Source organism: Mesotoga sp. UBA5825, assembly GCF_002432955.1.
In the GTDB taxonomy this organism is placed as follows: Bacteria; Thermotogota; Thermotogae; order Petrotogales; family Kosmotogaceae; genus Mesotoga.
This window is the reverse complement of record NZ_DJHG01000041.1, coordinates 449-13,735: the sequence shown is the minus strand read 5'-3', so window position 1 is coordinate 13,735 and position 13,287 is coordinate 449. Positions and strand designations below refer to the sequence as shown.

Genomic DNA, 13,287 nt, shown 5'->3' with positions numbered 1-13,287 from the left:
GGCTGACGGAGGACCGCTCTTCCAGCGATCACCGGGTCCTCGTTCTTAAGCGGGTGTATAGCTAATTAGCTGGATGTGGACCGTCTACAATAGCTTGAAGGCTCTACGTGAGAGAGTTAGACAGGGCTACTCACAGGTTGAAGTTCAGCTGAAGAGAAGGCACGATCTGATACCAAGGCTTTCTGCCTCTTTTATCGGTCTCATGAAGCACGAACAGGCTGTACAGACAAGAATAGCCGCTTTACGAAATGAGACTGCTGCAGATACTCTTCTGCTTATCATCGAGAATTATCCCGAACTGAAATAGAGCGGGGCGGTCTCACGACTTCAAAAGGCATTGGCCGATACAGAAAACCGTTTTGAGCTTGCCAGAGCTTATTAAAACAACATTGCAAAATTCTACAACGCCGGGCTCGAGAGAATTCCCGATATCGTAGTTGCAAGAATTGCTCGACTCAAGGAGTTCGAGCTAATGAGCGGTGATTAGAACGCGACGGCTATTCCGAACAGGCCACCGTCTGGATTGTAAGTGCTGTCTACAAAAGGAATGTCAAGTTCGAAAAACAACTTCCCGTTGGTCAAGAAGACTCCGGGGATAATCCCCATTTCGCTAGCAACGAATATCTGAAGCTTTGCTCCCACCATCCAGTTTCCGATGCTTACGCCCGCCATTGGAGCAACTCTTAGGAAAGGTATGAAGTAGTCGTCTCCGCTTATACCGCTAGGCCTTTTGCCAAGGAATGCTCCTCCGCTAACAAGAATGGCTGCATTCCTGAAGCCAGGAATTCCCAATTTAGCACCGGCCTCCAGTGTTGCCGCAGGAGCAGAAATGAAGATGCTCGGTATCGAAACTCTAAGAGAGCCTTCAAGATACTCTGTGAGACCCATGCGAGCAAGGTACTGAAAGCTCCAGGGAGCAAGAATCGATTCTTCGAACCCAACGAGGAGGTCCATTCCGACAGACTGTTTCAACGTCCCTATTGGCAGCATTTCCGGACCCATCATGAGTGCCATCGGTACGCACCCTGAAAATGCGACTATTACAACCAGCATTAAAATGATCCATCTCATCTTCTACTCCTCTACTCCATTCAAAATCATGAAGGAAGATTTGAATCGTTCAAATTGCGGTGGGGGCGAGGGTACTTCTGCATTGTCGTACAGAAAGAGAACAAACTCAAGCATTCTTTCGTAGGGTACTAGCGAATTCAAATCACCTTCAAACCCATTTGCGGAATAACTGAGCTTAATGGCCTCAAGAAGTTCCTCAGTGCTATATAGACTCAGTGAAGGAATCTTCATCATAGATGCCAATCGGTCAACTACAGCAATCATCGGATCGTCTCCCTTGATTATGTTTTCCAGCGAAACCAGCAGCTCAGAATAGAACCTGTCATGGTCGTCCCACTCTTGACGATCATTAACAATCCTGATCGCTTCAGCTCTCTTCTGGGGAGGAAGAGAATCAAACATTTCCCTGAACACATCCCTATTCTCAAATATGTAGGTGTACTCTCCTTTCACCAGCCCAAAAGCAGCCAGCGTGTCTAAGTAACCCTCTTCTATCTGCAGCTTCGTCTTCTCCGCATCGAAATCCAGCGTGCTTCCGTACATAACCCTAGGCCTGATATGAATCAGATTAGTGCCGGTGAAGAATGCCTTGATCTTGCCGATCCTGTCCCTTAACGCAACTCTCCCTATATCAACGAGTACGACTTCCTTGAAGCCTCTCTCGATTGCCATTTCAACAGGTTGATTTGAATATATTCCACCATCGATAAAGGCCTTGCCATCAATGACAACTGTCTGGAATCCTGGAAAATTCGCACTAGCCATTATGTAGTCGATTAGTTGGCCTTGAGGAATATCTTCTATAAAAAGCATTTCTGGCCTGGCATCGGTTAAATCAAATGTAACTAGTCCAAAATCAACCGACGAGCCTCTGACTGCCTCTTCAGAGATGACGGAGCTAAGAAGATTCTTAAGTGGAGTTACATCAATACCGCGGTTTATTACATCTACCGCACCCTGATAAAGTTCTCCGACACTCCAGTCATCACTACCTCCGCACGCTTCGATAAGCTTTCTTTGAGACTCTGTAGGTCTCATAACGCTATCTTCAGAAATGTTTCTCCAAACTTCAAGTGCCTTCTCAAAGTCTCCCTGGGCAACGGCCGCTGCATTCAAGGAACCTACCGAGGTCCCGTAGACGCCGCCTATTTCGATTCCGAGATCTATAAGAGCCTTCCACGCGCCTATTTCATAAGCACCTTTCGCACCTCCTCCGGAAAGCACCAGTCCCACACTTCCGGAAAACAGAACGACAGGAATCAGGAGCAAAATCAAAACGGACCTTTTCACTGCAAACACCTCTCTTTGACGGCTATCATAGAGGGATAATAGCATTATCAACGTCCAAAATGAAAGATAGCGAGTTAATATCTGACTTTTTCAATCGAGAAAAGAGATGATTAACGGGATTGAAATCAGTGAGAATAACGTAGAAGAGGCTATGAGTTTGGATGAGAGTTCATAGTCGGAGTCAAATATCCTTGGGAAGATCGAAGTGTTAGCTGCAGCCGGCATTGCGCTCATGATTATCAGAATCTTTTCGACAACAGAAGGCAGTTCTACAAACGATAGGAGGCAAAAAACGATCAAAGGCGCAATGCATAGCTTAAGAAGACTGCAGAAGAGAATAATTCTGCTCTTAAATATCGTGGAGAGTCTCGTACTGGCCGAAATAATCCCCGCAACTACCATGGCCAGAGGGATAGTGCTTTCCCCGAGAAGCCCAAGAGCTTCATCGAGGAATGACGGAAGCCTGAGCGGAGTGAAGAAAAGAACAAGGCCTACGAAAACAGCTATCGTTCCTGGATTGAGAAGGCCTTTCTTCCTTGACAGACAGGCCTCATGTGACATGATCCTCACTCCGACAGTCCAGGTCAGAACCTTGAACCAGATATTGAAGACGGCGCTATAGAACACTCCTTCCTTCCCGATTATTAGTTCGACGACAGGATAACCCATATAGGCAACGTTTCCGAAGAGAACAGCATAGAGAAAGACACTTCTTGAATCGTCGGTAATCTTGAGCGCCTTTGCCGAAAAGACCGCAAGAAACCATAGAACCGTATAATGAGCGCCGCGGCAATTAACAATATTACGGAGTAAGAAAACATCTCGTTAGAGTATTCAAAACTCATCGAATCAACTATCAGAGCAGGAAGAGTTACGTAAAGAACGAATCTAGTAACTCCTCTTGTGAACAGATCGTCAACCAGATTAGTTCTCTTCAATATGAAGCCAATTCCTATCAACGCAAAGAAAGTAAGCACTTTCGAGGTGATTTCAGTCATTAGGAGGATTATAAACCCGCATACCAAAGAATGAAACAAGGAAAACAAATCAGGTGGCTCTTAACAGCTTGAATTAGGAATAGCGGAGAACGAAGTGATTACATAAATGACCCAGAATTGTGATAAACTAGTCTCGTTAAACGTTATGCTTTCCTATTTGATATCCGGGCTATCCGGCTTCTTTTTCGGTCACGAGATATTTATGATTATTGGATGCCTATAGGGCAGCCTCAATTCCTTATAAAGGAGGTTTTTTGAATGCGCAAAGCACTGTTAGTTCTACTGGTAGTTCTTGTAAGTGCGGCTTTCATGTTTGCCGCGAATTATCACATTGGTGTTGTGACGGGAACCGTTTCTCAGTCCGAGGATGATCTTAGAGGTGCCGAAGCACTGATCAAGAAATACGGAGATGCCGCTTCCGGTGGGATGATCGTTCACCTTACCTACCCTGACAACTTCATGTCTGAACAGGAGACTGTTATCGCCCAGATAACCGGTCTTGCAGACGATCCTCTTATGAAGGCAATAATTGTTAACCAGGCTATTCCTGGAACAGTTGAGAGCTTCAGAAGAATCAGGGAGACAAGACCGGACATTCTTCTTCTTGCCGGTCTTCCTCACGAAGATCCTCCAATGCTAGCCGATGCGGCCCACCTCTCAGTCAATGCTGACTCACTTGCCCGTGGCTATCTAATTATCTACACAGCCAAGCAGCTCGGCGCAGAGAAGTTTATGCACATCTCCTTCCCGAGGCACATGTCTTACGAACTTCTATCGAAGAGAAGAGACATCATGAGAGCATCTTGTGAGGAACTCGGACTTGAGTTCATCGACATGGGTTCACCCGATCCCGTCGGAGACGTTGGAATCGCCGGCGCACAGCAGTTCATTCTGGAGAAAGTCCCTGCCTGGCTTGACGAATACGGCGTAAACACTGCGTTCTTCTGTACGAATGACGCTCATACAGAACCTCTTCTGAAGAGAGTCGCAGAGCTTGGTGGATTCTTCATTGAAGCCGATCTACCTTCTCCTCTGATGGGTTACCCCGGAGCGCTCGGCATATCCTTCACCGAAGAAGAAACTGGCAACTGGCCAGCAATTCTTGCCAAGGTTGAAGAGGCTGTTGTGGCAAAGGGCGGAGCTGGAAGAATGGGAACATGGGCCTACTCGCTCGGTTACACAACGACGGCAGCTCTTGCTGAACATGCAAAGAACGTTATCGACGGCAAGTGTGAAATCGATGATTTTGATGCAGTAATGGCCACTTTCGCAGAATATACACCAGGTGCGGGTTGGAATGGCAGCTACTACATCGATGCCGATGGAATCGAACAGGAAAACTATCTCCTCATCTATCAGGATACCTACATATTTGGCAAAGGCTACATGGGAATCACCGAAGTTGAGGTTCCTGCAAAATTCTTAAACTTCTAAGCTGAATAACGTCAAGAGGGGGGGCGACCCCCCCTTTTCTTGACTCTTTCTAGCCTTCGGTATTGGGGTGAAGTCATGGATGAAAAGCAATATTTGCTGAGGATGGAGAACATAAGTAAGGAGTTCTTCGGAAACCAGGTTCTGAAAGATGTTACTTTGAAAGTTGGGAAGGGAGAGATCATAGGACTGGTTGGCGAAAATGGAGCTGGGAAGTCTACTCTCATGAATATACTTTTCGGTTTGCCTGTCATCCACGAGACGGGTGGTTTTCAGGGAAAGATATTCCTCGATGATAAGGAAGTAAATTTCGCCAGTCCGTTTGAGGCCATTGAAGCCGGAATAGGAATGGTGCACCAGGAATTTATATTGATCCCGGGTTTCACTGCTACAGAGAACATACTACTGAACAGAGAATCTACTAATTACAATATCTTCGTAGAAGTCTTCGGCGAGAGATTGCGAACTCTTGATAGAGACGACATGCATAAGAGAGCAGTAGCAGCTATAGAGAAGCTGGAGGTTCAACTTGATCCGGATATGCTTGTGAGCGAAATGCCGGTAGGTCACAGGCAGTTTACTGAGATAGCGAGAGAGATGGACAGGAAGTCAACTAAACTGCTTGTCCTTGACGAACCTACGGCAGTTCTTACAGAATCGGAAGCTGATACTATGCTAAGGGCGGCGAGAAAGCTTGCCAATCTGGGACTATCGATAATCTTCATAACCCACAGACTGAGCGAGGTTCTAGAAATAGCTGATCGCTTGATTGTACTTAGAGATGGCCAGGTCGTCCGAGAACTGGAATCTTCAAAGACTACGCCGAGGGAAATTGCCTCTCTTATGGTTGGCCGAGAAATTAAGGATTCTGCTTCATTGCATTCAAAGGGAAGCACTGAATCGGAAATCGTTCTCGAAATCAAAGATCTTTGGGTTGACATGCCAGGTGAACAGGTAAACAGCGTCAACCTTAAGGTTCATAAAGGTGAGATCCTTGGTATTGGAGGACTTGCCGGTCAAGGCAAACTCGGAATAGCAAATGGAGTCATGGGTCTCTTCCCTTCGGAAGGAGAAGTATATTACAAAGGCGAAAGGCTTCCGCTCAATAACCCTGTAGCTGTTCTAAGCAAAGGAATCGCGTTCGTTTCTGAAGACAGAAGAGGAGTCGGTCTTCTTCTGGATGAGCCAATAGATCTGAACATCGTATTCACAGCAATTCAGATTCAGGGAAGGTTCATCAGGAATTTGCTTGGCGGCCTCATTAAATGGCGCGATGACAAAGAGATTTCCAGGGTTGCCAGAGAATATGTGGAATCGCTTCAGATAAAGTGTGTCAGTGAAAGGCAAAATGCAAAAGAGCTCTCCGGAGGCAATCAGCAGAAAGTCTGTCTTGCGAAAGCGTTTGTTCTTGAACCCGACCTTCTTTTCGTATCTGAGCCAACTAGAGGAATCGATGTCGGTGCAAAGAGCGTTGTCCTCGAGACTCTTAGAAGACAGAACAAGGAGCATGGAACAACCATAATCATGACGTCTTCCGAGCTTGAAGAGCTACGCTCAATATGTGACAGAATAGCGATAGTTGATGAAGGAAAGATCGCGGGAATCCTTCTGCCTACTGCTGACCCTGCCGACTTCGGGCTGTTAATGCTAGGTGAACAGGAAGAGGTGAAGGCAAATGCTTGAGAGTATAAGGAAGTTGATAGAGAAGGCCGGCTGGCCTCGAGTAATAATCGCTCTCTTCCTGCTTTCTATGTTTGTAATTGCTCCATTCGTTAACATAAGTGTTGGCACTTCGATCAGCGATACAATCGTTAGGTTCGCAATGAATTCAGTACTCGTGCTTTCACTTGTTCCTATGGTCCAGTCAGGTTGTGGACTGAACTTTGGTATGCAGTTGGGCGTCATTGCCGGACTAATTGGAGCGGTCACAAGTATCGAACTTGGAGTAACTGGCCTTGCGGGATTTCTAACGGCGATAGGAATCGCAATCCCCATCGCCGCAATCCTGGGGTTCTTCTACGGACTTCTGCTTAACAGAGTAAAGGGCGATGAAATGGTCGTTGCAACGTATGTCGGATTCTCTTCTGTAGCCTTCATGAGTATGATGTGGCTTCTCTTGCCATACAAGAGTCCTAACATGATCTGGGGGTACGGCGGTTCTGGACTGAGAACCACCATAAGTGTCGAAGGTTATTGGCTCGGAGTTCTAAATAATTTCCTTAGTATTAAAATAGGGAAGTTCTTCTTCCCGACTGGAACGGTTCTTTTCTTTGGTCTAATGGCGCTTATTGTCTGGGCCTTTTTTAAGACTAAGCTGGGAACCGCTATGACTGCAGCAGGATCGAATCCCATTTACGCAAAGGCTGCAGGTGTAAACGTCGATAGGATGAGAATTCTATCAGTCGTAATCTCGACAATAATCGCCGCTGTAGGAATTCTAGTCTATGAGCAGAGCTTCGGGTTCATTCAGCTTTATATGGCACCTCTACTAATGGCTTTTCCTGCAGTAGCCGCTTTGCTGCTGGGAGGTGCATCTGTCTCAAAAGCATCTATGGGCAATGTCATTATAGGAGCATTTCTTTTTCAAGGTATTCTGACGATGACTCCATCTGTTATGAACAACTTGATTAAGAGTGACATGTCAGAGGTAATAAGAATAATCGTCTCCAACGGTATGATCGTTTATGCTTTGACGAGAAGAACGAAGGTGACAAAATGAAGGATCAGAGCCTAACACGAGCAAAGAACCCATTGGTAAGATTTGCAATATCCAATGCGGTCCCAATACTTTTCATAATTCTCCTGATATTCGCAGTACCGTTGTCGGGGTTCTCGACTGATTACCTCCTAAATGAAATCATAACAAGACTTGGAAGAAACTCCTTCCTGGTCATATCTTTGCTTATACCAGTAATGGCCGGTATGGGATTGAACTTTGGCATTGTTTTGGGCGCCATGGCTGGTCAAATGGGCTTGATATTCATGTTAGATTGGGGAGTAGTTGGAATTCCAGGCGTTGTCCTGGCCATGCTAGTAGGAATGCCGATAGCGATCCTCCTTGGTCTTCTTGCCGGAAGCATTCTCAACCGAGCAAAAGGTAGAGAGATGGTTACATCGATGATTCTCGGGTTTTTCATAAACGGTATCTATCAACTAACCATTCTTTATGGTATGGGAAGTGTGATACCGATAACAAGCAATAAGCTGTTGCTACCACGCGGATACGGAGTTAGAAACGCGATCGACCTACTAACTATCAGAAAAGCTCTTGATAATATGTGGTCGATTCAAGTCGGCGGTGTAATAATCCCGCTTGGACTCTTCGCAATCATTGCTGCACTATGTATCTTTGTCTTCTGGTTCACAAGAACAAAGCTTGGGCAAGACATGAGGGCTGTAGGACAAGACATGCAGGTGGCCGCAACTGCGGGTATAAACGTCGATCGGACGAGGACACTATCAATAGTCATCTCGACAGTTTTGGCTTGTTTTGGTCAGATAATATTCCTTCAAAACATAGGCACAATAAACACTTACAACTCACACGATCAAGTTGGAACCTTTGCCATTGCCGCCCTCCTGATTGGAGGTGCTTCAGTCGCCAAAGCAACCATTCCGAATGTTTTCATTGGAATCACACTCTTCCATCTCACCTTCATTGTCGCTCCAAGAGCCGGCAAAGAACTTCTCGGCCAGGCTCAAATTGGAGAGTTCTTCCGAGTGTTTGTCTCGTATGGAATAATTGCAATCTCGCTTGCTCTTTACGCTTGGAGAAGGCAGGTCGAGAAAGAGACCGAACGTAGACAGGCAAAGGCAGCCATAAAGGCCGCGATCGAAGAAAGGACTGGAGGGTGATTTTATGAAAAGAAACGTGATTAGGATTGCCCTTGTTGTAGTGCTGGTTGCCTTGGGGTTCTTTCTCTACGTGATTGGCAAGGAACACCGTGTCTTCGTTGACAATAGAGACATAGTTATCAACGGCGTAGAATACAAGTCTACTAATCCAATTGATGTAATCGTTGATGATGTGGACCTCGGCGAAGTTGGGAAGGGAAAGAGAAAAGTCGCGAACACACCCGGTCCATGGCACAAGATAACGGCTATCGAGAAACTCCCTGACGGTACCACAAGAGAAGTTGTACGCAAATTCAACTTGGCGCCCAACGATACCGCCGTAGTGAATCTTGTAGCGTTATTTGAGCTTGAGGATGGATGGCTTGCAATAGAGTGATCTACTGCAAGCACAATGCTCACATCACTTAGTTGATCCAATAATTGCTCTACGGAGCCAAACATAAACCTTGTTTGGCCCCTTTTCACTGTGCAAACTCGAAGTGCTGATCGCTGAGGAAAAGACGTTTTGCATTCCCTCACTCTCAATTGCAGGGCAGTAGATTCCGCCGAGCAACAAATCTCGAAGAGTTCGTTCTTCCCGCCATATTCCTATTCCAATTTTCATAGAACTGATTGAAGAAACAAGAGATCAGCCGCCTCCTTCGCGCTAGATTACAGACCTCGAAGACTCTCTTGAATTATCTTTTCAAAAACCGACCACACTCTCGTTCATCTTAATGCATAAGCAGTTTTGTGATACAATTAATATACCCGAGAAAAACTATCGGCGGTAATATGGAGTGAAAGGAGTGAGAATATGAAAAGATTCGAAGGGAAAGTAGTGCTTATTACAGGCGGGAGTTCCGGGATTGGTGCAGATAGCGCCAGGGCCTTCAGCGAGGAAGGAGCGAAAGTTGTCATTACGGACGTTGATGAAGAAAAGGGCAAAGAACTCGCTCAAGAGATAAATTATGTAGGGGGAAAGGCCCTGTTCATGAAACATGACGTTTCGAGCGCTCAGGAGACGAAGAGAATCGTCGAATCTGTTGTCGAGAAGTTCGGAAGGCTTGACGTTGCATTCAACAATGCAGGGATAGGCGGACCTTCTCTTCCTCTATCAGAGTACCCCGAAGAGGACTGGGAACGAGTGATTTCGATCAATTTGCTTGGTGTCTATTACGGAATGAAGTATGAAATCCAGCAGATGCTTAAGCAAGGCGGGGGAGCAATTGTAAACAATTCCTCGATCCTTGGTAAGGTTGGTTTCAACAACGCCTCTGCCTATGTCGCCGCTAAGCATGCAGTTGTCGGTATGACAAAAGCGGCAGCTCTAGAATACTCAAGCAAGAATATCAGGATAAACGCCGTAAATCCTGCTTTCATAAAGACTCCTCTACTTGAAGCATCCGGAATGAAAGAGGGAACTGACATGTACGACATGCTAGTCGGACTGCATCCAATAGGAAGACTGGGAGAGCCAAGAGAAGTGACGAACGCAGTTCTCTTCTTGTCAAGTGACGAAGCATCTTTCGTTCATGGAGAATCGCTTATGGTTGATGGTGGATACACGGCAAGGTAGAGCTGTTGATTGATGTCCAATTCGCGGACGCCTTCCGGCGTCCTCTTCTTTTATAATGGAAGAGAATGATCATTGGAGGAACTGCTTATGGCAGAGGCGACGCTAGAATTCAAAGATCTAGACACGATGCTTGAGCACGTAAGAAAGATTTTGACCAGTGCCGGCTTGAACAACCTCGCGGTGAAGTTTCCAGCCGACGTTACTAACTTAACTGTTAGAGGCAACTACGTCTACATCAGTGTCTCTCAAGACTATGAAGAGCGGGGAACAAAGAGGAGAATAGACCTCAGCATGATCTCCGGAAAAGCGGCTTTCGCAAGAATGGGAAAACAGCTGGCGTTGAAGAGCTCGTCTGAGATAAAGGGAAAGAAGTGGCTCTTCGAAGGAACGCTTAGCTTCTACAAACCCCGGGCAAGTTTCTCGATATGGATAGATACGATAGCTCCAATAGGAGAGTCCGATATAACTGCGCGAAGAAGGGAAATCTACCTTGCCCTGAAGGCAAAGGAAGCTCTAAGAATTGAAGAGCATGATCTAGGCGAACTGCCTCCCATAAAGAGAGTTGCTGTGATCTCTTCTTCTACTGCAGCTGGACTGGGGGATTTCTTCTCAAATCTCTCCGTCAACTACCCGTACAAGCCCGTAGTGCATCTCTACGAATCATATATGCAAGGCAATAGAACAGTTCCGGGTGTTCTTTCTGCTCTAAAGAAAATAGAATCTTGTCCTGTGAAGTATGACGTGATAGTTCTTACAAGAGGAGGGGGTTCTGCAAGCGATCTAATGTATTTCGATAGTCTTGAACTTGGAATGGCAATTTCGGAATTCAACAAGAAGTATTGCCCAGTACTGAGTGCTATTGGCCATGAAAGAGACGTTACTATACCTGACTTCGTTGCCTGGAAGCGTTTTGATACTCCTACTGCAGTTGCACGTGGAATAAGCGAACAGGTAAATGATTACGTCGATACCCTGAGTGAATTCTCCGATCTGATGGGAGATGAGATTGAGTGGCTCTTCGAAAGGGCCGAGAACGAGACAGGACCCGATAGACTCCAGTTCATAGCCGATAGGATAGGAGAAACCATCAATCGCACGGACCAGTTCTTTGAAGATGGATCCAGAGTTCTTTCAGGAACGATTACTCACAGAATCCTCCTTGCGATGAACGATCTTGGATCGTTCAATCCGGCTAGATACGTCCTCTCGATTGAGAGAGGCATGAATGAGATTTTCGCATTAACGGACGCTCTGGTAAATAGTGCCGACAGCTCGATACAAAGAAACCTGGCGTTTGCCGAGAGTCGTCTTGATCACAGAGGGTTCGGAAACAGTCTTGAGAAACATCTCATGAATTCCGGAATACTCGTTGAAACACTTGACAAGGGAGTAACCAGGTTGTTCGATGACCTAATAGCGAATTCAGGAGATGATCTGGATAAACTATTTGATGAGCTTACACTCCATGGGGGCTACGCCGCATCATTGCTTTTCGGTGGAGTGGTGTTGAAAAGAGGTCGCTTGATAATCAACAGCGCGAAGGCGGTTTCGGCAGGCGACTCACTGGACTGCGTTTTCAAAGATGGAGAGGCAAAGACTACCATAGATGAAGTCAAATCGGAGGTGTGACATGGATGAAAAGACGTTAGAATCAGTCTTGAAGCTGAAAGAAGAGCAAATAAACTCTATGGATTTCAAGAAGCTGCTTGGATACATAAGATCTATCGACGAGTATTTCAGAAGCAACTCTCAGATAGATGTCGAGGTTGCACTCAAGGCTTATCAGAAAGCAATTCAGCTTCTTACCGCAGCTCGCCTGAGACTGATAACCCTTAAAAGGGAAAAGGAAGAATTGGACAGACAGTACTCAAGCTTTTTGGCCTCAATTGAGACAGAGTCCTCTGAAGAAATGCAGCTGCCGACAGACGGAGATGACGAGGATGAAAAGCTCCCCTTCTAGAAGAGTCTTGAAAGAGCGAGTTCTTAAAAATGACCGCATTTGTTTGTTTAGAACCGCAGATAAAGAAGATGCAAGGAGAATACTCGCCTACATCAATTTCATTGCCGGAGAGTCTGATTATCTGAGTTTCGGAAGAAACGAGTTGACCTTAAGTGAAGAGGCTGAAAGACAGATAATCGCATCGTTTAACGAACAGGCCAACAGCTTTATGGCGGTGGCCGAATGTGAAGACAAGCTTATTGGACTGATCACAATGCAAGGAGGCTCAAAACAGCGCATCAACCACTGGGCAGAGATTGCACTGTCTGTAAGCAAGCCTTACTGGGGAATGGGCATTGGAAAGACCCTCATAGAGCTCGCATTTGAGCATGCACAGAGCAGCGGAATAACTCGGATCGGCCTAAAGGTGCGATCAGACAATGACAGAGCTAGATGCCTCTATTCTAAACTGGGATTTGAAATCGAAGGAACACTTAAGAGATATATGCGAATAGGCGACGAATACTTCGATTTCTACCAAATGGGTCGTGACGTCAAGTCACTTTCTTCTGAAGAGAACAAGTAGACCAAACACGATCAAGACTGCTCCCACGACGATCATTGCCCATTGCGAAAATGAAGAAGGTATTAGGGCAATAACTCCGACAACTGCAAGTATCGCGACAGGAATCAACAGAGGAGAGCGGCCCTTTCCGCCTGCCAAGTAAAGTTGGAATAACCCAAATGCCGGCGCAAGAACGAAGAGTCCCCACCCGCCGCTGTCGTAGAATCCAGGGAAGACAACTCCCAGAGTCAAGGCCAACCCCACAACAAGCAACACGCCACCGGGAACCAGAAGTCCGTCGATTCTATTCTTGATCGCGTTGTACTCCATTATGATCCCCGGAAGCCAGATGAACAATAGCCAGAAGTTTGACATCATTGCAGGGACAAAAATGATCATCAAGCCAAGAGCTATGACCACTATTCCAAGAAAAACCTGACTTAGCTTTGACTCTTTCCTTACATTCTCTTCTTTCATTTCATAACCTCCCTTTGCAGCATTACCTAAGAAATATAATACTTCAAAACTTTCAATGTTACACCTGTGCAGTTTATGAGTCACAGCGTTCAGCGGGTCCTCG

13 protein-coding genes and 1 pseudogene are annotated in these 13,287 nt (G+C 46.0%); 10 read left to right on the top strand and 4 right to left on the bottom strand.

All coding sequences use genetic code 11. The features are described from left to right. Positions 1-94 precede the first annotated feature (94 nt). Positions 95-307, top strand: coding sequence for a LemA family protein (locus B3N33_RS04075; protein WP_292592233.1), 213 nt, complete (start codon positions 95-97; stop codon positions 305-307). A gap of 176 nt (positions 308-483) precedes the next feature. On the opposite strand, the gene B3N33_RS04070 is transcribed toward B3N33_RS04075, so the two are convergent. The 3 genes and pseudogenes from B3N33_RS04070 to B3N33_RS12930 all read right to left on the bottom strand — a co-directional run bounded on the left by B3N33_RS04070 (position 484) and on the right by B3N33_RS12930 (position 3,359). Continuing rightward, complete coding sequence (locus tag B3N33_RS04070; protein WP_214079756.1) at positions 484-1,071, bottom strand: hypothetical protein; 588 nt, start codon at positions 1,069-1,071, stop codon at positions 484-486. 3 nt (positions 1,072-1,074) lie between these two features. Then, positions 1,075-2,361 carry a patatin-like phospholipase family protein gene (locus tag B3N33_RS04065; protein ID WP_292592231.1) on the bottom strand — a complete coding sequence of 429 codons (1,287 nt, stop codon included), beginning with the start codon at positions 2,359-2,361 and terminating at the stop codon, positions 1,075-1,077. Between the two features lie 90 nt (positions 2,362-2,451). Further along, positions 2,452-3,359, bottom strand: a pseudogene (locus tag B3N33_RS12930) (AEC family transporter). Positions 3,360-3,617: 258 nt separating this feature from the next. Here B3N33_RS12930 and B3N33_RS04055 point away from each other — a divergent pair. From B3N33_RS04055 to B3N33_RS04015, 9 genes are all read left to right on the top strand, one after another. Continuing rightward, positions 3,618-4,793, top strand: coding sequence for a DUF3798 domain-containing protein (locus tag B3N33_RS04055; protein ID WP_214060015.1), 1,176 nt, complete (start codon positions 3,618-3,620; stop codon positions 4,791-4,793). Positions 4,794-4,868: 75 nt separating this feature from the next. Continuing rightward, positions 4,869-6,473, top strand: a complete 1,605-nt coding sequence (locus B3N33_RS04050; RefSeq protein WP_214060014.1) for a sugar ABC transporter ATP-binding protein — start codon at positions 4,869-4,871, stop codon at positions 6,471-6,473. Then, positions 6,466-7,509, top strand: a complete 1,044-nt coding sequence (locus B3N33_RS04045) for an ABC transporter permease subunit (protein ID WP_292592227.1) — start codon at positions 6,466-6,468, stop codon at positions 7,507-7,509. The genes B3N33_RS04050 and B3N33_RS04045 overlap by 8 nt, the downstream gene beginning before the upstream one ends. Continuing rightward, positions 7,506-8,645: an ABC transporter permease gene (locus B3N33_RS04040; protein ID WP_099829524.1), complete on the top strand. Its 1,140-nt coding sequence runs from the start codon at positions 7,506-7,508 to the stop codon at positions 8,643-8,645. The genes B3N33_RS04045 and B3N33_RS04040 overlap by 4 nt, the downstream gene beginning before the upstream one ends. Before the next feature lie 4 nt (positions 8,646-8,649). Beyond that, a complete protein-coding gene (locus B3N33_RS04035) occupies positions 8,650-9,021 on the top strand; it encodes a DUF6672 family protein (protein WP_099829525.1) in 372 nt (123 codons plus the stop codon). 420 nt (positions 9,022-9,441) lie between these two features. After that, the gene (locus B3N33_RS04030) at positions 9,442-10,203 is read left to right on the top strand and encodes an SDR family NAD(P)-dependent oxidoreductase (protein WP_214079754.1); all 762 of its coding nucleotides are present in this window, start codon (positions 9,442-9,444) and stop codon (positions 10,201-10,203) included. Between the two features lie 87 nt (positions 10,204-10,290). Continuing rightward, positions 10,291-11,832 carry an exodeoxyribonuclease VII large subunit gene (gene xseA, locus B3N33_RS04025; protein WP_214079753.1) on the top strand — a complete coding sequence of 514 codons (1,542 nt, stop codon included), beginning with the start codon at positions 10,291-10,293 and terminating at the stop codon, positions 11,830-11,832. Between the two features lies 1 nt (position 11,833). Continuing rightward, complete coding sequence (locus B3N33_RS04020) at positions 11,834-12,163, top strand: hypothetical protein (protein ID WP_099829528.1); 330 nt, start codon at positions 11,834-11,836, stop codon at positions 12,161-12,163. After that, the gene (locus tag B3N33_RS04015; RefSeq protein WP_099829529.1) at positions 12,144-12,728 is read left to right on the top strand and encodes a GNAT family N-acetyltransferase; all 585 of its coding nucleotides are present in this window, start codon (positions 12,144-12,146) and stop codon (positions 12,726-12,728) included. The genes B3N33_RS04020 and B3N33_RS04015 overlap by 20 nt, the downstream gene beginning before the upstream one ends. On the opposite strand, the gene B3N33_RS04010 is transcribed toward B3N33_RS04015, so the two are convergent. After that, positions 12,702-13,287, bottom strand: a 586-nt coding sequence (locus B3N33_RS04010; protein WP_292592224.1) for a hypothetical protein, incomplete at its 5' end; no start/stop codon positions are given. The two genes, B3N33_RS04015 and B3N33_RS04010, sit on opposite strands and share 27 nt — an antisense overlap.